This is a genomic window from Brevibacillus choshinensis (assembly GCF_001420695.1).
Taxonomy (GTDB): Bacteria; Bacillota; Bacilli; order Brevibacillales; family Brevibacillaceae; genus Brevibacillus; species Brevibacillus choshinensis.
Window position 1 is genome coordinate 675326 of sequence record NZ_LJJB01000007.1, and the last position, 21500, is coordinate 696825.

At 49.7% G+C, this 21500-nt stretch carries 23 protein-coding genes and 1 other annotated feature; of the genes, 19 read left to right on the forward strand and 4 right to left on the reverse strand.

What is annotated here, in order from left to right; genetic code table 11:
• Window positions 1–142 precede the first annotated feature (142 nt).
• A complete protein-coding gene (locus AN963_RS03170) occupies window positions 143–925 on the forward strand; it encodes a M23 family metallopeptidase (protein ID WP_055743106.1) in 783 nt (260 codons plus the stop codon).
• Entirely contained in the window at window positions 918–1751 is an 834-nt protein-coding gene (locus AN963_RS03175; protein WP_055743107.1) for a M50 family metallopeptidase, read from the forward strand. Before AN963_RS03170 ends, AN963_RS03175 begins: the two co-directional genes overlap by 8 nt.
• Here the strand turns inward: AN963_RS03175 and AN963_RS03180 are convergent.
• The gene (locus tag AN963_RS03180; RefSeq protein WP_055743108.1) at window positions 1748–2281 is read right to left on the reverse strand and encodes a GNAT family N-acetyltransferase; all 534 of its coding nucleotides are present in this window, start codon (window positions 2279–2281) and stop codon (window positions 1748–1750) included. The two genes, AN963_RS03175 and AN963_RS03180, sit on opposite strands and share 4 nt — an antisense overlap.
• A gap of 122 nt (window positions 2282–2403) precedes the next feature.
• Here AN963_RS03180 and AN963_RS03185 point away from each other — a divergent pair, with 122 nt between their 5' ends.
• The 9 genes from AN963_RS03185 (at window position 2404) to AN963_RS03225 (ending at window position 9718) form a co-directional block, all read left to right on the forward strand.
• The gene (locus AN963_RS03185) at window positions 2404–3885 is read left to right on the forward strand and encodes an Rne/Rng family ribonuclease (protein ID WP_055743109.1); all 1482 of its coding nucleotides are present in this window, start codon (window positions 2404–2406) and stop codon (window positions 3883–3885) included.
• A 61-nt stretch (window positions 3886–3946) separates the two neighbouring features.
• Window positions 3947–4024 (forward strand) — a sequence feature (ribosomal protein L21 leader region).
• A 10-nt stretch (window positions 4025–4034) separates the two neighbouring features.
• The gene (rplU, locus tag AN963_RS03190) at window positions 4035–4346 is read left to right on the forward strand and encodes a 50S ribosomal protein L21 (RefSeq protein ID WP_055743110.1); all 312 of its coding nucleotides are present in this window, start codon (window positions 4035–4037) and stop codon (window positions 4344–4346) included.
• 13 nt (window positions 4347–4359) lie between these two features.
• The gene (locus tag AN963_RS03195; RefSeq protein ID WP_055743111.1) at window positions 4360–4713 is read left to right on the forward strand and encodes a ribosomal-processing cysteine protease Prp; all 354 of its coding nucleotides are present in this window, start codon (window positions 4360–4362) and stop codon (window positions 4711–4713) included.
• Window position 4714: 1 nt separating this feature from the next.
• Window positions 4715–5014: a 50S ribosomal protein L27 gene (rpmA, locus tag AN963_RS03200; RefSeq protein WP_055743112.1), complete on the forward strand. Its 300-nt coding sequence runs from the start codon at window positions 4715–4717 to the stop codon at window positions 5012–5014.
• A gap of 210 nt (window positions 5015–5224) precedes the next feature.
• Window positions 5225–5809, forward strand: coding sequence for a Spo0B C-terminal domain-containing protein (locus tag AN963_RS03205; protein WP_055743113.1), 585 nt, complete (start codon window positions 5225–5227; stop codon window positions 5807–5809).
• Between the two features lie 13 nt (window positions 5810–5822).
• Entirely contained in the window at window positions 5823–7100 is a 1278-nt protein-coding gene (obgE, locus tag AN963_RS03210) for a GTPase ObgE (RefSeq protein ID WP_055743114.1), read from the forward strand.
• 8 nt (window positions 7101–7108) lie between these two features.
• Window positions 7109–7774, forward strand: coding sequence for a hypothetical protein (locus AN963_RS03215; RefSeq protein ID WP_055743115.1), 666 nt, complete (start codon window positions 7109–7111; stop codon window positions 7772–7774).
• Between the two features lie 290 nt (window positions 7775–8064).
• Window positions 8065–8505 carry a DUF1641 domain-containing protein gene (locus AN963_RS03220; RefSeq protein ID WP_055743116.1) on the forward strand — a complete coding sequence of 147 codons (441 nt, stop codon included), beginning with the start codon at window positions 8065–8067 and terminating at the stop codon, window positions 8503–8505.
• Between the two features lie 34 nt (window positions 8506–8539).
• The gene (locus AN963_RS03225; protein ID WP_055743117.1) at window positions 8540–9718 is read left to right on the forward strand and encodes an NAD(P)/FAD-dependent oxidoreductase; all 1179 of its coding nucleotides are present in this window, start codon (window positions 8540–8542) and stop codon (window positions 9716–9718) included.
• Between the two features lie 115 nt (window positions 9719–9833).
• Here the strand turns inward: AN963_RS03225 and AN963_RS31405 are convergent, their stop codons facing one another.
• On the reverse strand, window positions 9834–9986 hold the full coding sequence (locus tag AN963_RS31405; protein WP_169791900.1) for a hypothetical protein: 153 nt from the start codon (window positions 9984–9986) through the stop codon (window positions 9834–9836).
• A 188-nt stretch (window positions 9987–10174) separates the two neighbouring features.
• Here AN963_RS31405 and AN963_RS03230 point away from each other — a divergent pair, with 188 nt between their 5' ends.
• From AN963_RS03230 to AN963_RS03265, 7 genes are all read left to right on the forward strand, one after another.
• On the forward strand, window positions 10175–10618 hold the full coding sequence (locus AN963_RS03230) for an ACT domain-containing protein (RefSeq protein WP_055743118.1): 444 nt from the start codon (window positions 10175–10177) through the stop codon (window positions 10616–10618).
• Between the two features lie 22 nt (window positions 10619–10640).
• The gene (locus AN963_RS03235; RefSeq protein ID WP_055743119.1) at window positions 10641–11945 is read left to right on the forward strand and encodes a homoserine dehydrogenase; all 1305 of its coding nucleotides are present in this window, start codon (window positions 10641–10643) and stop codon (window positions 11943–11945) included.
• Window positions 11942–13024 carry a threonine synthase gene (gene thrC / locus AN963_RS03240; protein ID WP_055743120.1) on the forward strand — a complete coding sequence of 361 codons (1083 nt, stop codon included), beginning with the start codon at window positions 11942–11944 and terminating at the stop codon, window positions 13022–13024. The genes AN963_RS03235 and thrC overlap by 4 nt, the downstream gene beginning before the upstream one ends.
• Complete coding sequence (gene thrB / locus AN963_RS03245; RefSeq protein ID WP_055743121.1) at window positions 13021–13950, forward strand: homoserine kinase; 930 nt, start codon at window positions 13021–13023, stop codon at window positions 13948–13950. Before thrC ends, thrB begins: the two co-directional genes overlap by 4 nt.
• A gap of 24 nt (window positions 13951–13974) precedes the next feature.
• Window positions 13975–14838 (forward strand): prephenate dehydratase, encoded by an 864-nt coding sequence (gene pheA / locus AN963_RS03250; RefSeq protein WP_055743122.1) that lies wholly within the window; start codon window positions 13975–13977, stop codon window positions 14836–14838.
• A 109-nt stretch (window positions 14839–14947) separates the two neighbouring features.
• Window positions 14948–16513: a LysM peptidoglycan-binding domain-containing protein gene (safA, locus tag AN963_RS30040; protein ID WP_083496775.1), complete on the forward strand. Its 1566-nt coding sequence runs from the start codon at window positions 14948–14950 to the stop codon at window positions 16511–16513.
• A gap of 11 nt (window positions 16514–16524) precedes the next feature.
• Window positions 16525–17553, forward strand: coding sequence for a phosphotransferase (locus AN963_RS03265; protein ID WP_055744429.1), 1029 nt, complete (start codon window positions 16525–16527; stop codon window positions 17551–17553).
• A gap of 41 nt (window positions 17554–17594) precedes the next feature.
• On the opposite strand, the gene AN963_RS03270 is transcribed toward AN963_RS03265, so the two are convergent.
• Window positions 17595–19583 carry a bifunctional 2',3'-cyclic-nucleotide 2'-phosphodiesterase/3'-nucleotidase gene (locus tag AN963_RS03270; protein ID WP_055743125.1) on the reverse strand — a complete coding sequence of 663 codons (1989 nt, stop codon included), beginning with the start codon at window positions 19581–19583 and terminating at the stop codon, window positions 17595–17597.
• Window positions 19584–19772: 189 nt separating this feature from the next.
• Between AN963_RS03270 and AN963_RS03275 the strand changes: the two genes are divergently transcribed.
• On the forward strand, window positions 19773–20342 hold the full coding sequence (locus AN963_RS03275; RefSeq protein ID WP_055743126.1) for a BofC C-terminal domain-containing protein: 570 nt from the start codon (window positions 19773–19775) through the stop codon (window positions 20340–20342).
• A gap of 30 nt (window positions 20343–20372) precedes the next feature.
• Here the strand turns inward: AN963_RS03275 and AN963_RS03280 are convergent, their stop codons facing one another.
• A complete protein-coding gene (locus AN963_RS03280) occupies window positions 20373–21461 on the reverse strand; it encodes a hypothetical protein (RefSeq protein WP_236707865.1) in 1089 nt (362 codons plus the stop codon).
• Window positions 21462–21500 lie beyond the last annotated feature (39 nt).

Sequence of the window (21500 nt, forward strand, 5' to 3'; positions counted from 1 at the left end):
AGTCTCTCAATGGGGAGACTGTCTTTTTTGCGTTTTCAAATGGGGTGGGCGAGAAGAGCAGGGAGCTAGTATGGACGTGCGTCATAAAGCAGGTAGACAAGTCATAAGATGATACAAAGGCTTGGCCTGCGGAGGGATGAGGATGTTTCGTGAAGTAGATCGAGTAAAGGAAAGAAGACGGGAGCGATTGGAGCGAATTCGCTTGCAGCCGCGCGATAGTTTTTCACCTTTTGTGGATGACTGGAAGGACCCGATCGAGCCTACGGCAGAGCCATTTGCATTTTCGTTACGGGAGGACGATCCCGTGAACCAGCGTCACTCTCATGAAACGTGGGGAATCCAGATCCTCGTGTCTGTCTTGTTGGTCGGCATGGCGTATCTGCTATTCCAGACCTCTTTGATTCCTGTGACATGGAAAAACTCGGCGCGCGAGGTCATGACTCGCGATTTCAATTTCTCAGGTGTAGCAGATTGGTACGAAGCGCGGTTTGGTTCCTTGCCGACCCTTTTACCGTCTCTTCACGGTCCTAATGCCGTTCCGGCTGCGGGGACGACGACCAAGGAAGCAGCAGTCTGGAAGCTACCTGCAAGCTGGAAGGTGGTCAAGACTTTTGAACCACAGAGCGCAAAAGTGGTTCTCAACACTGGAATGCAAGACCAGGTGACGATAGGAGAGGCAGGATGGGTCACATTTGTTGGTGACAAACCAGGGTACGGTACGACGGTGGTCGTTCGGTTAACAAAGGGTCGTGAGGTCTGGTTCGGTAATCTAGAAAGGGTAAAGGTGGCAAAAGATGATGTGTTACAGGCGGGGCAGGAGATCGGGACTGCACGTGCGGTAAACAATTCGTCCCGTCACCTTTACCTGGGGGTCAAGTCGGAGGATCAGTTCGTGAATCCGCTGGATGTGATCCCGTTTGAGTAAGGGCTGGTTCGGCTTTCGCATTCGAATTCATTTGCTTTTTTGGGCGGTGATTGGCCTGTCTGTGATGACAGGCCATTTTTTGGAGGTCCTCACGTTATTCGTCATTGTCCTCATTCACGAGATTGGCCACGTGGCAATGGCGAGAGAGCTGGGCTGGACGGTGACCGAAGTGCAATTACTGCCGTTTGGTGGTGTCGCGACGATGGAAGACGCCTATGCGACTGATCCGTTGGATGAAATCGTTGTTGCGCTGGCGGGTCCTTTTTTAAATTTCGTGATGATGGCAGTCTCCTATTTGTTCTGGTACGCGGGGATTTGGACGGAGGAATGGGCACGGTTTTTTCTGACAAGCAACCTGACGATAGCTTTGTTTAACTTGCTCCCGATCTGGCCGCTCGATGGAGGGAGAATCGTTCAGGCGATCTTGTGCTGGTTCATGCCGTATCGTCAGGCAGCGATTATCTCCATGACCGGAAGTACGTTATTGGCAGGACTCATGGTAGGGTTGTCCGGGTTGGAACTGAAGATCAACGTGCTCGTGATCGGGGTGTACCTGCTGACGGTGAACATACAGGCGTTTCTGCGCTTTCCGTATCAGTTCTTTCGTTTCTTAATGGAGAAGTATGTTCGGCAGCCCGATGAATACGCTGTTCAGGCAATGAGCGTTGAGCCGGGGGAGACAGTCTTGGAGGTCTCACACAAGCTGCGACGAGGATGCTCGCATTTGTTCTATGTCCAAGGATCAGGTCTGCTTGCGGAGGAACAGCTTTTGCATGCTCTGCTTTTTGAGCAGAAACACGATGCGAAGGTGGGCCAACTTGTTTAGATCGGCGGGCTCCACTCCATTAACCAACAATCACGCTTGCTTCCTTCATGCCATTCGTGCTGAGGAAGCCATTTTACTTTGTGGAAGCCGCACTTCTCGTAGCAGCGAATCGCACGGGCGTTCCATGCCTGTGGGTCCAGAACGATCTTTTGCGCCCCGAATTGTTGGGAAAGGTGCACGAGGAGGGATTGAACGATGAGTGTACCGATTCCTTTGCCCCAGTAATCAGGCTCACCGATGAACTGATCCATGCCGTAAATGACAGTCGTCAAATCGTATCCGTACTCCTGTCTGTATTCTTCATCCAACGTGTAGTATTGACCGTAGCCGATGGGGTGATCGTCATAGAGAAAGAGAAGACGGGATGCATCGTCCACAGCCGTGTAGAAGTGTTCGTGAACTAGATCGAGATCATGTGGGCGATCACGACCTTCGTAATAACGAAGCACTCGCTCATCAGAGAGCCACTTGACCAAGTAAGGAGCATCCTGTTCTTGTAGGGGGCGTATTGTCACTCGGCTAGCTTCCATGGGGTTTCTCTCCTTTAAGTGGTTCCTTTTCTTTTCCAGATGCCTGTGATAGGATTACTTCCTGTGAGTCTGAAAATCCTTGTTTCAGACAGAGATTGTACGGGATTGTGGGGAGTGATTGCGTGAGACAGGTAGCGATTAGTGGTAGCGGAGGAAGATTGCGTGCCGCGTTACTTGAAGGTGGACGTTTGCAAGAGTGGCGAACAGAAGACGAGGGAACGGGTGTATTGGCAGGAGATTTGTACCGCGGTCGGGTAGCCGATGTTCTTCCAGGGATTCAGTCCGCTTTTGTAGATGTGGGCGTCGGGCAGAATGCTTACATATACGTGGATGATACCTTACCACGAAACGGGGTTGCTTCTGGAAAACCAAACATCAGTGAACGAGTCCAGATCGGTGAAAAAGTCATCGTACAGGTGAGCAAGGAAGGGACCGAGCTGAAAGCGCCAAAAGTGACCACGCGAGTCAGCCTCCAAGGCAGGTACCTCGTTTATCTGCCAAAGGAAGCAGGCGTGTCCATTTCCAGGAAGATTGCGGATGCAGTGGTCAGGCAAAAGCTGCTCGATACGCTTACAGCATGGCTGGAGCCAGAAGAGGGTGTCATTGTCAGGACTGAAGCGGCAGATGCAGAAGTGAGCAGACTTTCAGAGGAGCTCGCTTATTTGAAAAGACGCTGGCGCGATACGCTCACGGAAGCAGAGCAGCTTTCAGGTCCAGGCTTCATCAGTCGAGACTTGGCGATGCTGGAGGCAGTCATACGCGATCTCGCAGGTTCGGGTGTGGATGAAGTGTTGGTTGAGCATGGAAATACCTTTCAACAGGTGAAGGCGATCATGCACGTGTTCGCTGACGAAAATCTGGACAAGCTTCGCTGGTACCGAGGATCGGAGCCACTCTTTGCCCATTTGGGGATCGAAGCACAGCTCCAGCGTGCGCTAGGGCGGCAAGTATCGTTGAAAAATGGTGGGCATTTGGTGATTGATCGGACAGAGGCGATGACCGTCATTGATGTCAATACAGGTGCTTTTACCGGGAAAGGTGGTCAGCAGCGGGAGCAGGCGATCACTGCCACGAATGTGGAGGCTGCTGTAGAAATTGCTTCCCAGCTACGACTCCGCGATATCGGGGGCATCATCATTATCGATTTTATTGATATGAAGGAAGCTGCAAACAAGGAGCGGGTGATGGTAGCGCTGAAGCGAGAGCTCTCTCGTGATCCAGTCCCGTCCACTGTTCTAGGTATCACAGCGCTCGGTCTGGTAGAAATGACTCGCAAGCGAGTGCGCGCCAGTCTGGCCGAGAGAATGACGGAACCATGCGGTGCTTGCGCAGGTCATGGCAGAGTGTGGACATTGGAAGAAATGCAGCATCGGCTGTGGACTGAAGTAACGACCCTCGTCAGAGTACAGGAAGCAGAGGCGGTGCTGATTGAATTGCCAGAGAGACTGTTTCGATTCATGGGCGAACTCACGCTGGAACAACAACAGCAATGGCCAGCACGTTTGTTCCTACTCCATTCCCCTGAACGAAAACCGGATGAATACCGGATCTTGTATGCTGGCAGGACGGGGGAAGCCGCGAGATTGCACGGAAAACAATCGTAAATGACTTGACTGGGCGATTGCTGCTGTGATAACCTAAGGTTTGTCATGCAGATATGTCTCGTACATACTGTAACCGCACGAATCAGGTACAAAAGTCGTCGCTCGCGGCGCACCTGTAAAGGCGAGTCTGAGTATAGGAGGTGCACACAGTGTACGCAATTATCGAAACCGGTGGAAAGCAATACAAAGTTGAAGAGGGAGCAGTTCTCTTCATCGAGAAACTGGCTGGCAATGAAGGTGAAGCTGTTACTTTTGACAAAGTTCTGTTGGTAAACAAGGACGGACAAGTAACTGCTGGAGCTCCAACTGTTGCTGGTGCTACGGTAACTGGTAAAGTAGAAAAACACGGTAAACAATCCAAAATTATCGTGTACAAATACAAAGCCAAGAAAAACTACCGTCGCAAACAAGGTCATCGTCAACCGTTCACCAAAGTTGTGATTGAAAAAATCAACGCTTAATTAGGTAAACGAGATGGTAACCGTAAAAGTGCAGAGAAATGAGCAAAATGAGATTGAAGCCATTACCGTTTCGGGACATGCCAACGCCGGCAAGCACGGTTCAGATATCGTCTGCTCCGCCGTTTCCGCTGTTAGCCTCGGATTGATTAATGCCTCAGATATTTTGCTCAATAGTAATCCGGATGTTCAGCTCGCAGAGAAGGACGGCGGCTTCCTGAAATGGAACGTTCGTCCTGTCGATGACCAGCTTTTGAGTGAAAAGCAGCAGCTTTTGGCTGAGAGCATGGTTGTCTCTCTATTTATGATCGCTGAGTCATACGGAAAATACGTTTCGGTTCATGATACTAAATGGCAAGGAGGTGTCTGACATGAACTTTCGTTTTCCTGTAGACCTACAGTTCTTCGCATCGAAGAAAGGGGTAGGTTCCACAAAGAACGGTCGCGATTCCATTTCCAAACGTCTGGGAGTGAAACGTGGTGACGGTCAATTCGTTACAGCTGGTAATATCCTCGTTCGCCAACGCGGTACGAAAATTTACCCAGGTGCTAACGTAATGAAGGGCGGAGACGACACTCTGTTTGCAACAGCAGACGGCGTTGTTCGTTTCAAACGTCTGGGCCGCGATCGCAAACAAGTTGTGATCGAACCAGTTGCTTCTGAAGCGTAAATAGCGGAATGAAGAAAACCCAGCCTTGTTGCTGGGTTTTCTTTTGTTTTTTTTGTGTTTTTTGTTTGAAAACATTGTCGATGATGAAAGTATCAGGACAATCAAGTGGTGTGAAAAGGTAGTATGCACATCCAAGTTTTCTAATTTCTAGCGTTCTCTTTTGTGGTACAATAGGACAGAAAAGAAATCTTATCGACTTGGGTGAATGTGATGAGGGACGAGCGGAAGCTGTTTACACATCAGACTGACCAGCTGTTGGCCGTACTGAACCGGCAGCGGCATGACTGGTTGAACCACGTTCAGGTTCTGCTCGGCTATTTGCATTTGAACCGTACTGAACAGGGAGAAGCGCATTTAAAACGCATCGCGGAGATGGCTATGCAGGAAAGCATGATCGCCCGTTTGAACAGCTCTCTGTTGTCTGTCTTCTTCCTGACATTTAATGCGCTGAACAAGGAAATGCTTTTGGAAGTAGAAGTGTGCAATCAAGTGGATCTCACGAAAATCACACTGAATGAGCAGCAATTGTTTCAGCTGATGTCAGAGATATTATGCACAGTGAACGATCACGTAGACCCGAATAGCTACGAGCCCGCAAGCATGCAGCTTTCCTTGGAAGCTGACGCACGTGGCGTTCAGTTTCGCTTTGACCTGGCCGGGAAGTTATGTGCATCCGGATTGGGAGAACTGGAAAAACTGATACGTAAAAGCGAGCAGAGTACGGTGGACGTCACCGAGTGGATACATACGGAAGAGGAATGGATATTGGAATTGCAGATTCCATTCGCGGAATGAAAGAGGTGACACCATGTTTGTCGATCAGGTAAAGATTTATGTAAAAGGCGGGGACGGTGGTAATGGAGCCGTCTCCTTTCGTCGGGAGAAGTACGTCCCGTTAGGTGGGCCAGCCGGTGGTGATGGCGGTCGCGGTGGAGATGTGATCTTTGTCGTGGACGAAGGACTGCGTACGCTGGTAGATTTTCGCTACCAAAAACACTTCAAGGCACCTCGTGGTGAGCATGGCCGTAATAAAAGTCAGCATGGTGCTGGCTCGGAAGACATGTTTGTGCGAGTACCGCCGGGAACGACCGTCATCGATGATGATACCAAGGAAGTGATTGCTGACCTGGTAGAACACGGCCAACAGGCTGTCATCGCAAAAGGTGGACGAGGCGGAAGAGGAAACACGCGCTTTGCGAATGCATCCAACCCAGCCCCGCACATCTCCGAGAACGGAGAGCCAGGACAAGAACGCTACATCATGATGGAGCTGAAGCTGATTGCTGACGTAGGCTTGGTTGGCTATCCGAGCGTAGGGAAATCAACGCTTCTGTCCAGCGTGACTGCTGCGAAGCCAAAAATCGCGGAGTATCACTTTACGACACTTACGCCAAATCTCGGGGTAGTGGAAGTAGGCGAAAACAGCTTCGTCATGGCTGACCTCCCAGGATTGATTGAAGGTGCTCATGAGGGAGTTGGACTGGGACACCAGTTTCTGCGCCACGTCGAGCGGACACGTCTGATTGTGCACGTTATCGACATGGCAGGGGTAGATGGGCGTGATCCGTTCGAGGATTATTTGCAGATCAACCGGGAGCTTGTCCTGTACAACCTGAAGTTGGAAGACCGCCCGCAAGTCGTGGTCGCCAACAAGATGGACGTTCCTGAAGCACAAGAAAACTTGGCTCGTTTCAAGGAAAAAGTCCCGGGTGTAGCGGTCTACGAAATTTCCGCTGCGACCAGACAGGGCGTTCAAGAATTGATGTATGCTATCGGTGATCTGCTCGCGACCATTCCGGACAAGCCAGCAGTCGAAGAAGTGGCAGAAGTCGAAGAACGCGTGGTGTTCAAGGCTGAGAAAGAACCAGATCCATTTGAAATTACACGCGACAACGAAGTGTTCGTAGTCAGCGGTGACAAGATTGAGAAGCTGGTGCGGATGACCAACCTGAACAGCTACGATGCAGCACAGCGTTTTGCCAAGATCATGCGCAGCATGGGTGTGGACGAAGCATTGCGCAAGCATGGTGCTCGTGATGGAGACACCGTACGTATCGGTAAGCTAGAGTTTGATTTTGTGGAGTGACGAAGACCATGACAGATGTTCCATCTCTTAATCCCTTTATGACGGATAAACGGCTCCAGCGCGGTGCCGTATTGCCGATGATGATCTCTAAGCAAGTAAAGACTCCGGTTCAAGTGATGGTGGAACATGTCAAAAGTGGATACCTCGTTGTTTCTACCGAGGTAAAGGCAGAGGCAATGACCGAATTGATCGGCTCGACTGTTCGTCTCAGATGGGAAACAGAGTCGTCGATCAATACCATTGATCTGGAAGTGGTGCAGGAACAGCTGTTGTGGCCGATCAAGCTACTGGCACTGATTCCGATCGCGATCGGCGTAGAGATTGTATCCAATGGAAAGCGCGGACTTCTATCGCCTGATTTGTTGATCAAGGTTCCTTATAAAGTCATGGGAGCAAGACCGATCGAGGAAAAGGGAGAGGCAGTAATGCTCAAGTTCTCTCCCACTCGCCTCGTGCTCCGCACAGATGGATATGTATCAAAAGGAGATTTTCTGCATTTGTCCTTTGTGATTCCCCAAATGAACTTGGAGGTCGTGGGGATGGCCAAGGTGGTTGAAAAGTCTTTTCAGGATACACAGGCGGTCATTGAACTGATTTTTACGGATATTCACGATAAGCATCATCAACTCATCAAAGATTACTATAAAAAGCTGTCCGCAACCGCTTCTTCCTGAGAAGCGGTTTTTTTCCTTTGATGTTCCTGAGAAGAAGGTATATAGTATAGGCATAGAGCTCTTAATCGTGCCTGTTCGAATGTAGGGATTTTGAGATCGGTGATCCTGATATATCAACTTGTGAAATATTGCACGTTGATATTTTCCATCCGTTTGTATACTGCACTTTGTGAAAAATATTACAAATAGGTTAGACTATCGGATACAGGGTGAATATCGGCCGTCACTCGGATGAACAGGCAACGAGAAAATCAGGCCTCTATTCCAAAGCAAAGGAGGACGTTTTTCCTATGTCACAAACAACTACGCAACAAGCTGAAGTAGCAAGCACAGCGACTTTGGCACCTGAGCAAATGGATGTTCTTGATCAGTTGATGAAACCGGAAATTCAAGAATCGTTAACTGTATTGGTGGCAAATCTGCCCAAGCTGGCTGAAATGACAACGATCCTGACCAAGACGTACGATCTGGTACAAACGGTAGCGAATGACAAAGTCCTGATCGACGACTTGAAGGGCGGCATGGAAGAATTCGTAAAGCCGATCCAAGACAAAGCAAAAGGCATCGCGCAAGCAGCAATCGAAGCCAACGACCGTTCGCATGTTGAATCGTCAACTATTGGTTTGTTTGGCATGCTCAAAATGCTGAAAGATCCGCAAGTACAAAAATCCTTGCGTTTTGCTCAAGCATTCCTGGAAGTTTTGGCTGAGCGCCAACAACAAAATCGCTAAACATAACGAAAGACAAGGACGGGAGGACCAACGCATGGCGAAGCATATTTTGATTCTAGGCGGCGGTTACGGCGGACTCTTAAGCGCATTGACTGCACGCAAATACATGACAGCTGAAGAAGCTACAATCACGGTTGTAAACCGTTTTCCTTCTCACCAAATCATCACGGAGCTGCATCGTTTGGCAGTAGGTAACCTGTCTGAACAAAACGTAGCACTTCCTTTGGAAAGACTGCTGCGCGGTAAAGACATTAACCTCGTGATCGATACCGTAGATAAAATCGGTTTGGATTCCCAACGCGTTACTCTGGCTAGCGGCGAATCCATTAAATATGATGCGCTGGTAGTTGCACTGGGTAGTGAAACCGCATTCTTTGGTATCCCAGGTCTGCAAGAGTTCAGCTTCACGCTGAAATCCGTTGAGGAAGCAAACCGCCTGCGTGCGCACATCGAAGAGCGCATCGTAGCGTACAAAGATAGCAAAAACAAAGCAGATGCTACTTTCGTTGTCGGTGGTGGCGGTCTGACTGGTATCGAATTGGTCGGCGAATTTGCGGACATGCTGCCAGGTCTGTGCCACAAGCATGGCGTAGATTTCGCAGATGTTTCGATGTACTGTGTAGAAGCAGGTCCTTCCATCTTGGCTGGTTTTGCGCCTGAGCTGGTTGAGCGTGCAAAAACGAGCCTGGAAAAACGTGGTGTAACATTCCTGACAGGTGTTCCTGTAACAGAAATGAAAGAGACCACTGTATTCCTGAAAGATGGCAACACCATCGAAACCAAAACCATGGTATGGACTGGTGGGGTACAAGGCAACCATGTCGTTGCTGAATCCGGCGTAGAAGTAAACCGTGGACGTGCGACTGTTACTGAGTTCCTGCAATCCACTTCCCATCCAGAAGTGTTCTTGGCTGGTGACAGCGCAGTAGTTATGGGCCCAGAAGGTCGTCCATATCCACCAACTGCTCAGCTGGCTTGGCAAATGGGTGAAGTCGTAGGTTACAACCTCTTCGCACATTTCAACGGTTCCAAAATGGAAAGCTTCGTACCCGTATTCTCCGGTACACTTGGAAGCTTGGGTCGTAAAGATGCGATCGGTACCATTGGTGCTAGCCAAATCAAGCTGAAAGGCTTGCCTGCATCCCTGATGAAAGAAGCGAGTAACGTTCGTTACCTGTCGCACATCAACGGATTGTCCTCTTTGGCCTATTAATAGCGATCGCTAGAAAACTTGGCTGCGCCAAGCTTTTCGGCGGAGAATCTTATAAATTCCTATCTGTATGACAAAACCCGGGATATCATTCCCGGGTTTTTTTGTGTGTAGTCGTTTACCCGTTTCCGCTCGGGTCTTCTACAATATGCGGAGATTGCGCCATTTTTTTACCCTTGGTCTCAGCGCCAAATTGATCGAGGTCGCTAGGTTTTCCTGGAGGGTGATTGTTGCGACGCTCTGATTTGTCTGTTTTCCCTCTTCCTGCCATTTGAATGTCACCTCCTGTGGTGTAAATCGTTTCTATTCTTTACGTAGTGGGTCATTGTCATGTAAGCACAATTGAACTGAATATGGTTCCATGAAAAAAATTGGCGAACAAGGATTGTCACTTGAAGATGAAAAGGTTATAATGTCCTCTATGAAGAAACAACTGTTTTTCTCAGGAGGACACGACGGATGAGACGGGAAGAAAAGTTTTTTTTGATTCGATCCGACATCCTGCCAGAATCAATCGTCAAGACAATTGAAGCCAAAAAAATGTTGGAGTCCGGCGAAGTGGATACGGTGAATGAAGCGGTTGATCGGGTCGGGTTGAGCCGGAGTGCTTTTTATAAGTACAAGGATGGCATTTTTCCATTCAACTCCATGATGAGCGAAACCATCATGACGATCACTTTTGCACTGGAGCACACGTCCGGTTATCTTTCCAGAGTGCTGACGTACATGGCGGATCAGGGTGGAAACGTATTAACCATCAATCAAACCATTCCGTTACAAGGAATTGCTTCGGTCTCCATGTCAGTCGATATGGCGCATATGAAGGTATCAAGTACGGAATTTTTGGATGGCTTGCAACAAGTACCCGGCGTACGCAAAGCGATGATCGTGGGTAGAGGGTAGAATAGCGGTAGGGGGAGATTACATGGAGAAGCAAATCATCAAGCTGGGGTTAATGGGATTCGGAACAGTAGGTACGGGTGTCGTCCGAATTATCCAGGCGCATCAGGAAGACTTGCAAAAACAGACCGGCTTGGGTATTGAAATAACAAAAATTCTCGTTCAGGATGCGGAGAAGTTCCGTAATTTAGCTTCCATGGATGGCAAGCTGACGACGGATCCAGCTGAGCTTTTGGACGATCCTGAAATTGAAGTGATCGTGGAAGTCATCGGGGGCATTCATCCGGCGAAAGATTTCATCCTCGGAGCTTTGGAGCGGGGGAAGCATGTTGTAACCGCGAATAAAGATTTGATGGCCTTGCATGGCGCAGAGATTTTGAAAAAGGCGCAAGAAAAAGGCTGTGACGTGTTCTACGAAGCGAGCGTTGCGGGGGGCATTCCGATTCTTCGTGCATTGGTGGAGGGTTTTTCTTCTGATCGGATCACGAAAATGATGGGGATCGTCAACGGCACGACCAACTATATTATGAGCAAAATGAGTCAGGAAGGCGCTGAATACGCTGACGTTCTGAAAGAAGCACAGGAGCTAGGCTATGCTGAAGCCAATCCGACTTCTGATGTCGAAGGCTTTGATGCGGCGCGTAAAATGGCGATATTGGCTACGTTGGGCTTCCGTGTTCCAATGAAGCTGGAAGATGTCGATGTAAAGGGAATCAGCTCCGTCAGCAAGGAAGATATTGCGTACGGAAAGCAACTCGGCTACGAGGTCAAGCTGCTGGGGCTCGCTCGCCGCGATGATGAAGCGATCGAGGTCAGTGTACAGCCGACCATGATTCCGAAAACACACCCGCTCGCGTCGGTCAATGGCGTGTTCAACGCCGTATACGTGCACGGGGAAGCGGTAGGAGAGACCATGTTTTACGGTCCAGGAGCAGGGGAACTACCAACTGCAACGGCAGTTGTCTCTGACTTGGTGACTGTGGTAAAAAACAGAAAGCTCGGTGTAAATGGTCGCGGAATGGTAGCGCCTTACAAAGAGAAAATTCTCAAAGATGATACGCAAAAACTTTCCAAATATTTCTTGCGAATTGTCGTAGCTGATAAACGAGGAGTGCTCGCGCAAATTACACAGTTGCTGGCTGATAAAAACATTTCTCTGGAACAGGTGATCCAGCAGCCGTACAACAACAACGGAGAAGCTGAAATCATCATGATCACTCATTTGTCTTCGAAGAGTGACATGGATGGGGTCCTGTCCTATATGGAGACAATGGACATCGTGACGAAAGTAAAAAGTTGTTACCGTGTAGAAGGGGGAGACCAAAAATGAGTAACGATCGTCAATCCGGCATCATCGCACGTTACCGGGAATTTCTCCCGGTAACCGACAAAACTCCGCTCGTTAGTCTGCATGAAGGAAATACCCCCCTGATTCATGCTCCGAATCTCTCCAAGCAATTGGGAGTAGAGCTGTATGTAAAATATGAAGGGCTGAATCCAACCGGTTCGTTCAAAGACCGTGGAATGGTGATGGCCGTTGCGAAAGCAGTAGAGGAAGGCAGCACGACTATCATGTGTGCGTCTACCGGAAACACCTCCGCAGCAGCGGCAGCGTATGCAGCTCGTTGTGGTCTGCGTTGTATCGTGCTGATTCCGAGTGGGAATATTGCGCTGGGCAAGCTAGCTCAGGCGATTGCGTACGGAGCAGAAGTCATCGCGATCGATGGAAACTTTGATGAAGCATTGAATATTGTTCGGGAAATAACAGCAAATGAGCCGATTACTCTGGTTAACTCGGTAAATCCGTATCGCATCGAAGGTCAAAAGTCTGCCGCTTTTGAAGTGTGCGATGCACTGGGAGACGCACCTGATATTCTTGCAATTCCTGTAGGGAATGCAGGCAACATCACTGCGTACTGGAAAGGCTTTAAAGAATACAAAGCGGCAGGAAAATCAAATAGCTTGCCACGCATGTACGGATTCCAGGCAGCGGGAGCCGCCCCTCTGGTTCACGGGCAGCCAGTTCCAAATCCAGAGACGATCGCGACAGCAATCCGCATCGGCAATCCTGCCAGCAAAGATGGAGCACTGAATGCGATCAGCGAATCCCATGGTTTGATTGACAGCGTGACGGATGAAGAAATTCTCCATGCTTATCAATTGCTCGCAAAAAGTGAGGGTGTATTCTGTGAGCCGGCTTCCGCTGCCTCGTTGGCGGGAATTATCAAGCTCAAAGCAGCAGGCAAGCTGCAAGAGGGTGCCAAGGTCGCTTGCGTACTTACCGGTAACGGTCTGAAGGATCCAAATGTCGCACTCAAGCTAGTGGGAGAAGAGCCTCGTTCGGTACCTGCCACACGTGAAGCTGTTATGGCATTGGTCAGCCAAAAAGGGAGTGAAGTGCGGTCATGAATGGAAACCTTGTCCGGGTCATCATTCCGGCCAGTACTGCGAATCTGGGTCCAGGGTTTGATGCCCTGGGCCTGGCTTTCCAGTTGTATTCGGTCGTGGAAATGAAACGGAGCGAACAGACAACGATTGAACTGGTTGGCAAAGAGCTGCAAGGTACGCCTGCTGACAAAAGCAACTTGCTCTATCAAGTCGCGGCGCAGCTATTTGAGAAAGCGGGATTGCCTGCTCCCGAGCTGGCGATTCGTGCCTCCAGCGATGCTCCTCTCACTCGTGGACTTGGCAGCAGTGCTGCTGCGATCGTAGGTGCTTTGGTCGCTGCAAACCAGCTGGCGGGTGAACCATTTACTCGCGACCAACTGTTTGATATGGCGACGAGGCTGGAAGGACACCCTGACAATGTGGGTGCATCCATGTTCGGAGGGATCGTTGTGGCTACGATGCCAGATATCGCAGACGCACCGATTCCGTATATTCGCCTCTCGCCGCCCGCTGGATTACAGGCGCTTGTGGTGATTCCCGAATTTCCATTATCCACGGAAAAAGCGCGTAACGTTTTGCCGCAGGTGTACAGTAAGCAGGATGTTGTATATAATGTTGGACATAGCAGTCTGTTAGTGGCCGCATTGGCACAAGGCAGGCTGGACCTGTTGGGACAAGCGATGGGGGATCGGCTGCATCAGCCTTACCGCGCTGAGCTTGTGCCTGGCCTAAAAGACATCTTGGAAGAAGCGACAGCCCACGGAGCATTAGGTGCAGCGTTGAGCGGTGCCGGTCCGACGATCTTGTGCTTTTTCTCTACCGATGAACAGCGTGAGGAATTGCAAGGGTTTGTCGACAGGGTGATGAACGGGCACGGCATCTCGTACCGCGTGATGATACTTCAGCCGGACGAACATGGCGTACAGGTCGAAATCCATCAGACATAGAGTATAGTGGATAGGAGAAACGCCATGCAGAACAAACTTGCTTTTCTCGGACCACGTGGTACTTTTTCCGAAGAAGCGGCTCGATCCTTACCTATCGAGATGCCAATCGATTACGTGCCATACCCGAGCATTATTGAAGTGTTAAACGCGGTTGCCAAGGATGAAGTGAAGTATGGGATCGTACCGATTGAAAATTCAATCGAAGGAACGGTCAATTCCACTTTAGACTGGTTGATCCATGAGGTGGATCTACCGATCTTGGCCGAATTGGCCTTGCCGATTACGCAAAACTTGCTGGTCGCGAAACGGGAGCAGCCATTACAGCTGTCTGCTATTACCCGGGTGATGTCTCATCCGCAAGCGATCGCCCAGAGCTTTCATTTTATTCGGGAAAACATGCCGCAGGCTGTCGTGGAAAATGTGAACAGCACGGCGTTGGCAGCTCAGACGGTAAGTGAGCATCCAGAAGAACCTTGGGCGGCGATCGGGACACGTCTAAATGCGGATATTTATCCGTTGGAAGTGGCGCAGCCGCAGATTCAAGATTTTTCTAATAACTATACGCGCTTTGTATTAGTAGGTCAGGAACCACTGCCATTGCCTGCATCTGATCGGGAGAAGACCACGATTTTGGTCACACTGCCAGAAGATTTTCCAGGGGCGCTCTATCAAGTGCTGGCCGCTTTTGCGTGGCGCAAGATCAACTTGTCTCGCATTGAATCCCGTCCCACAAAAAAAGCGTTGGGAAGCTATTTTTTTGTGGTCGATATCGAACAAAAGATGGATGAAGTCCTGCTTCCGGGCGCTTTTGCCGAAATCGAAGCGATCGGCTGTCAGGTACGGCAGTTGGGTACATATCCCTTTTACATGCAGAAGGTCAACTCCTAGAGTTGGCTTTTTTCTATTCCAGATCTCTCCCCAGAATACGGGAACCTCAGGAGCAAAAAGCCCATGGGTGCATACCATGGTAGGGAGTTTCCGCGAGGGAGGAGAAATTGTGAGAATCCACGTAGTCCAAAAAGGCGACACCATGTGGAAGATCGCCAAGAGATATGGCGTCGATTACAAAGAGCTGTTACGCCTGAACAGTCAAATTAAGACTCCCGATACCATCTATCCAGGGGCGAGGATCAAGATCCCGGCCAAAGGCGTACCCGTTCGTCCCCAACAAAGACGGCCACAACAGCAATCGAGTGAAATGCCCTATGTAAAAGAAAGACCGATTACGGAAGAAGAGCAAGCACCCGAAGTTCCTGAAGAGATCGAACGCAGACCAATCGAACCGGAGGAGGAAGAAGTACGGATTGAGTCAGAGATCGAGACACCCCGTGTACTTCCAGCTCCTACTGAACCAGCAAAAGAGAAGCCTACGATCCCTCCGACTCCGAGTGTTATGCCAGAGACATTAACACCAGCGCTGCCACAGCCTACACGCCCTATAGCCCCAATGCCGATCAAACCGACTCCGAGTGTTATGCCAGAGACATTAACACCAGCGCTGCCACAGCCTACACGCCCCATTGCACCAATGCCAATGAAACCAATGATCCCGAACTTCCCGAAACAACCAATGATGCCACCCATGCAGCCACGTCCGTATCCACAGGTGCAGCCAACGCAAGTAAGCCCGTACATTTACCAGCCCAATGTTCCTCCAACGCAAGTAAGCCCGTACATTTACCAGCCCAATGTTCCTCCGACTCAGATCAGTCCGCTTCGCCCCAATGTTCCACCAACACGGGTGAGCCCATACATCTATCAACCGAGCGTTCCGCCGACTATCAGCCCTATTCGTCCAAATGTTCGACCGACACAGGTGAGTCCATACATTTATCAGCCAAATGTGCCGCCAACCCAGATTAGCCCATTGCGGCCGATGGTCCCACCGCCAAACTATTGCCCACCGTGTCAGCCACAGATACAGCCGACCAGACAGCCGCAGGTGAGTCCTGAGACAACGAACAATCAGAGACCACAGGTGAGTCCTGAAACAACGGGAAAACAGAGACCACAGGTGAGTCCTGAAACAACGGGAAAACAGAGGCCGCAGGTAAGTCCTCAGACGACGGTAAGACCACCGGCACCAATCAGTCCGCTGCCATTTCCACCACGTCCGATCATGCCGTTTCCACCAAGGCCGATATTTCCGATCCCACCATGCCCTCCATTTCCGAATCCTTGGATGAGACCGATTTATCCGCCATTTCCACCCATGCCATTTCCGAGGCCCAGCCAGGTATCGCCGCAGCAGCTGATGCCACAGCCGTTCTTCCCACCGCGACCGATGATACCGTTCTGCCCACCACCACCGATGCCATTTCCGCGACCTCCGTACCCGCAGGTTCGACCTGAAGTAGTAGAGGAGTCGTCTTGCTCGTCTTCATCGTGTGAATGTTCCCCGGAGAGTCCACAGCGAAAGCCCTATCGCGGCTCTAAGAGAGACCACGGACCAGTGAACCCGAACAACATGATGTTCCCACCACCACCGCGGATGGCTTCCATGCCCGACACAGGGTTATGGCCGCATTGGGGCGATGGGCACGAAGAATCCTCGTCGTACTGAATGGTTTTGATATGAACAAAGGGCTAATAGCATCTCTTGAAAAAGCGTTTCGCTGTCAAATTCACGCCGTAAAGCCAAAGCGGAATGTGAATTTGCTGAAGACGGACCGGGGATACTGGATCATCAAGGGCTATAAGCAAATGGATAAAGCAGTGTGGGTCACCCAGCTTTCCGAAGCACTGCGAGAAAAGGGCTTCCTGCGTACGGTGCAATACGTGCCGGATGGGGGAGGATCAACCATTTTTCCGTATGAAGACCGCTACTACACGATCATGAAAATGATTGATGGACGAGAAGCGGACAATGCTTCCCTCTATGATGTGAAAAAGACAGCAGAAACGCTTGCTCATTTCCACGTTGCTGCGCAAGGGTTTCCTGTTTCAACTACGTATGCGTTTGAGGGAAAGTCTGCCCTTCTCGACAAGTGGGAGAGCAGGCTCGAGCAATTTGAACGAATCACATGGGGAATTGAACAGAATGGTCCTCAATCCAAGCTGGAGCAGGTCATTGCACAAATGTCGCTGTCGATTATTCAAGACGGGCAGGAAATGCTGCAGTCAGCTTACAAACTACCGCTGACTCCCGAATTGTTCGCGGCGATGGAGAGAGGGACGCTGGCTCATCGAGATGTCGCGAGCCATAATTTTTTGGTGACACCGAGGAGCAATTGTTACTTGATTGACCTGGATACAGTCGGTCATGATGTACAGCTAGTCGATCTGGTGCAATTGATGTCCAGGATGCTGCTCCTTCAGGAATATCGGATGGGCTCCTTCGTCGAAGCGATGGAGGCATACAGTAAAATCAATTATTTGAGTGACACCCAAATCTGGATGGTTCATCAGTTGTTGCGTTATCCAGATAACTTCCTGCGTGAAGTAACCGGCTTGTATAGCAGTCGCCCTGGCTACCATTTACGTGGGGTTCAGCAACTGGTGCAGATGGAAGGGAAGCTTCTGCAAGACCGTCAAGTCTTCTTGCGAGCTGGCGAACAAATCTTTCAACGGTCCCCATGGGGCCAGTATCATTTCGTAGGGTAAAAAAAGAAGCTGACGGCTGTGACGCCTTCAGCTTCTTTGTATTATTTGGAGGCAGGTTTGGAAAGGTCAATGCTGTATTTCGCAAAGCCTGTTTCCAACGTATTGATGTACTTCAGGTTAGACATTTTTTCTGCGTAAGGCTTCGCTTCTGGAGAAGTTGTGAACGTCACATTCACTTTCGCGTTTACAGGAGCAAACGTCCAGTTTTGGTCAGCTGCAGGGTTGATCGATTTTTCGCTCAGGATGTAATCGATGACTACTTGGCGATTTTCATCCGGAGAATCGATGATGACGTTTTTGCCGTCCAGGCCTGGGAAGTTACCGCCACCACCAGCGCGGTAGTTATTCGTTACGACGATGAATTTATCTTCCGCTTTTACTGGTTTACCGTTGTACGCCAGGTTTTTGATGCGGTTTGCTTTCTCGTCAGCCAATTTACCATCGATTGCATATTTGGATGGTTGAGTAACGTCTACTTGGTACGTTACGCCATCAATTACGTCGAAGTTGTATGTCGGGAATGCTTCGTTTACCAATGGTTGTTCGTCTGCTCTTTTCACATCGATCTGGTTGAATTGGCCAGCGGAACGCTCGAGCCATTCTTGCAGCTGGGAACCGTTGATCAGAACCGCTTTCAGCGTGTTTGGATAGATGTACAGATCGGATACGTTTTTGATCGCGATAGTACCTGCAGGGATGTTGGTGTAGTAGCTTGCGCCGTTACGACCACCTGCTTTAAATGGCGCACCTGCGGACAGGACAGGAATGCCATCGTACTCCGTGCCTTTGATGTTTTTCTCAACAAACCATTTTTGTGCGTTCGTTACGATCTGGATGGACGGATCGTCTTGTACCAAAGCAAAGTAGCTAAAGATTGGGGAGCTAGTCGTACCTACTGCAGAACGTACCCACTCCACAGTGTGGTCATGGTCTTCCTTCACAGCATCCAGTACTTTTTGATCAGCATCAGCCAGGGAAGCTTTGTTGGCTTTGTCATAGATCGGAACGGCTTTGGAAGTAGAATCAGCTACTTTCCACTTACCGTTTTCTTGAGTCAGTGTCAGGTCGATTACGCCCAGGTTGTTACCCCAGTATCCAGGCATAACAGCTGGTTTGCCATTAATCATCCCTTTTGCACCGTCGACGCCTTCGATGTTGTCAAATCCAGGTCCCGGGAATACGAGGTGGGAATGGCCGAACAGGATGGCATCGATGCCTTCGATTTTGCTCAGTTGGTAGCTGGCATTCTCCAGGTTGGCAGCTGTTTCAACAGGGCCGATGCCGGAGTGAGGAACGGCTACGATGATGTCTGCGCCTTTTTTCTTCATTTCTGGGATGTATTTGTTAGCCGTTTCGAGGATATCTTTCGCAACGACCTTACCTTCTAGATTTGCTTTGTCCCACTGCATAATTTGAGGAGGAGCAAATCCAATTACACCAACCTTCAGGGTAACGTCCTTACCACTTTCATCCTTGAATTTGCGTTCGAGAATTTGATAAGGAGTAAACAGGTTCTTGTCGTTGTCTGGGTTTGTATCTTTGTCGTCAATGTACACGTTGGAGTTGATATATGGGAACTTAGCACCTTTGATGCTGCGCTCCAGATGCTCCAGACCGAAGTTGAACTCGTGGTTACCGATGTTACCCAGATCGTAGTTCAGCAGGTTCATTGCTTTGTAAACAGGGTGCGTCTCGCCATCCTTGAGCGGATCAATTTTTGCTACATAATCCCCAAGCGGGTTCCCTTGGAGCAGGTCACCGTTGTCGATGAGGATGCTGTTCTTTACTTCATCACGAGCTTTTTTGATCAGGGTAGCTGTTTTTGCGAAGCCGAATTCGTCAGTAGACTTATCTTGATAGTAGTCGTAGTTGACGATGTTGGTGTGGATGTCCGTTGTTTCCAGCAGGCGGAGCTTGAGGGTAGAGGTTGTTTGAGCGCTTACAGGAGTAAGGGAGAAAGTGAGTGCGCCAACAACCAAAGAAGTGCTGAGAAGACAAGCAGCCAGCATTTGTTTGTTTGCCTTTTTCATGTTTTGGATGACCTCCATAACTTTACAATAATGCCAAGCAAAAATAGTTTATCACTTGAATCATAGGATTGGTAGATATTCCTTGTGAATTTGTCGTAAATATAAGAATCTTGAGAGTATCAGGTATGTGACTCCTTTTTACTGGCGAGAATAGGAAAAAAAGGCTAGTAAAAGGGGTTCAATCGTATCATGAGGAAAAAATGGATGGTCTATGCTTCGTGGGCTTTTGCCCTAGTTACAGGGCTGGTAGTTGGGAGTATTCTTTCGCAAGGCAGCGGTAAAGAGGCGGGAACACTGACTCAGCTGTTCTCGGGAGGAAAAAGATCAATGGAAGTCGCGGGAAACTCCTACGAATTAGTGCTTGCTCGTAGCTATTTGTGTGGCGTTCGTGATGAAGAGCGCAAACCGGTGGCGATCAATCATCTGGCTAATTCGATGGTCGATTATAAAGGCTGGGAGATTGTGACTGCAGATTCAAACAAAATGATTTTGATGAAGAGAGAGCATGATATATCTCCAGAGTGCAAAGAAAACGGCCACTTCGGTCTGTCAACCGATGGTATGCTCACACTCTTTCACGGTGTGCCGTCGGATCAGGAAGTGGTACAGACCTTCTACCGGATCAATACGGTGAAGATGGAAGCGAGCCTTCCAAAGGAAGAAGTGGATAGCCTGAAGCGCGGCATTCGTGTGCGTGATCTGGCGGAGTATAACAGCGTGCTTTCCACCTATGGAGAATTTCAACTGAGTGAAGAGTAAAAAGGCTGCCCGGAATGGGGCAACCTTTTATTATTTGATCGCAACGTCTACGATTTGCCATCTTTCCCAGGGGGCAGAGCGGAGGAGGAGAAAATGCCATTTCCCTGAGCGCTGTTCACCAGAACGCAAAAGATAATCGGCGCGGACAGAGATGGCCACCATCAAGGGACCAGAAGTCTCAGAGGCGACGATGGTTTCCGGCTTTCTTACCGAATCAATCAATCGCACCTCGTCTGGCAGCGTCGAACCATCTGTAGTCATTCGCAGTGTATGTCCATCCTGCTCATTAAGAGAAGTAAGGAAATAGCCTACCAAGTCTTCGGGACTAGCCTCCATGATGACTTGGGGCAAAGCTCCGGATGCCTTGAGTATCATCAGACTGTGACTTGGATCAGGCTCTCTGCGAAGGTGGGTAGAGCTTCCGCTAAAATGGATGCAAAAGTGCCCCGGGAAATCGTTGCCCTGGATCGCTCCGGCACCGTGGGGCATCCCGTGCATGGAAGCGGCGTAGTAATTTCCGTCAACCTCTACGAGAATCGCTCGTCGTTTCCAGCTCCATTTCCCTTGGTAAATATGTTTCATGATCTGGGTATCGCTGCGGGTGAGTGGCTGGACATCTGCGTGTCGACTGCCGGCTCTGCGCTGAACGAGAAAACGTTCCCCTGTCTCCAGATCGATTACGGTTGCAAATTTCATTCTACCAAATGAGTGTTTGACTCTTTCCCACGGGATCGCCTGACCGTAATGCGCCGTTTCGACAGTCTGTACCAGTTTATCCAATTTGATTGCCAGTGGCTGAGACAACAAATAGAGGCGTGCCTTTTTCTGGTCGAACAGCCTACCTTGGTAATCGTAGATGAGGTCACGATCCTTTACCTTGATCCTGGCGCGAAACCAATCAGACGAAAAAATGGCAGGAATGGTAGGAGTGCGTGTCAACTCACGAACAATCGGATTGGTATTGGGAAAAACCAGTGTCGAGACGAATGGCGAGTCTGGAGAAACCGAGACAGAGATGACGATTTCGTTTGCTTGACTCGCTTCAGCGTTGTCTGGTAAAGAAAGACATAAGGTAAACATCCACAAGCTATGGATCAGAAGCAGCTTTACAAGTCGCAAATAAGTCACCTCCACCCCGATAGTGTCTCCACAGGACTC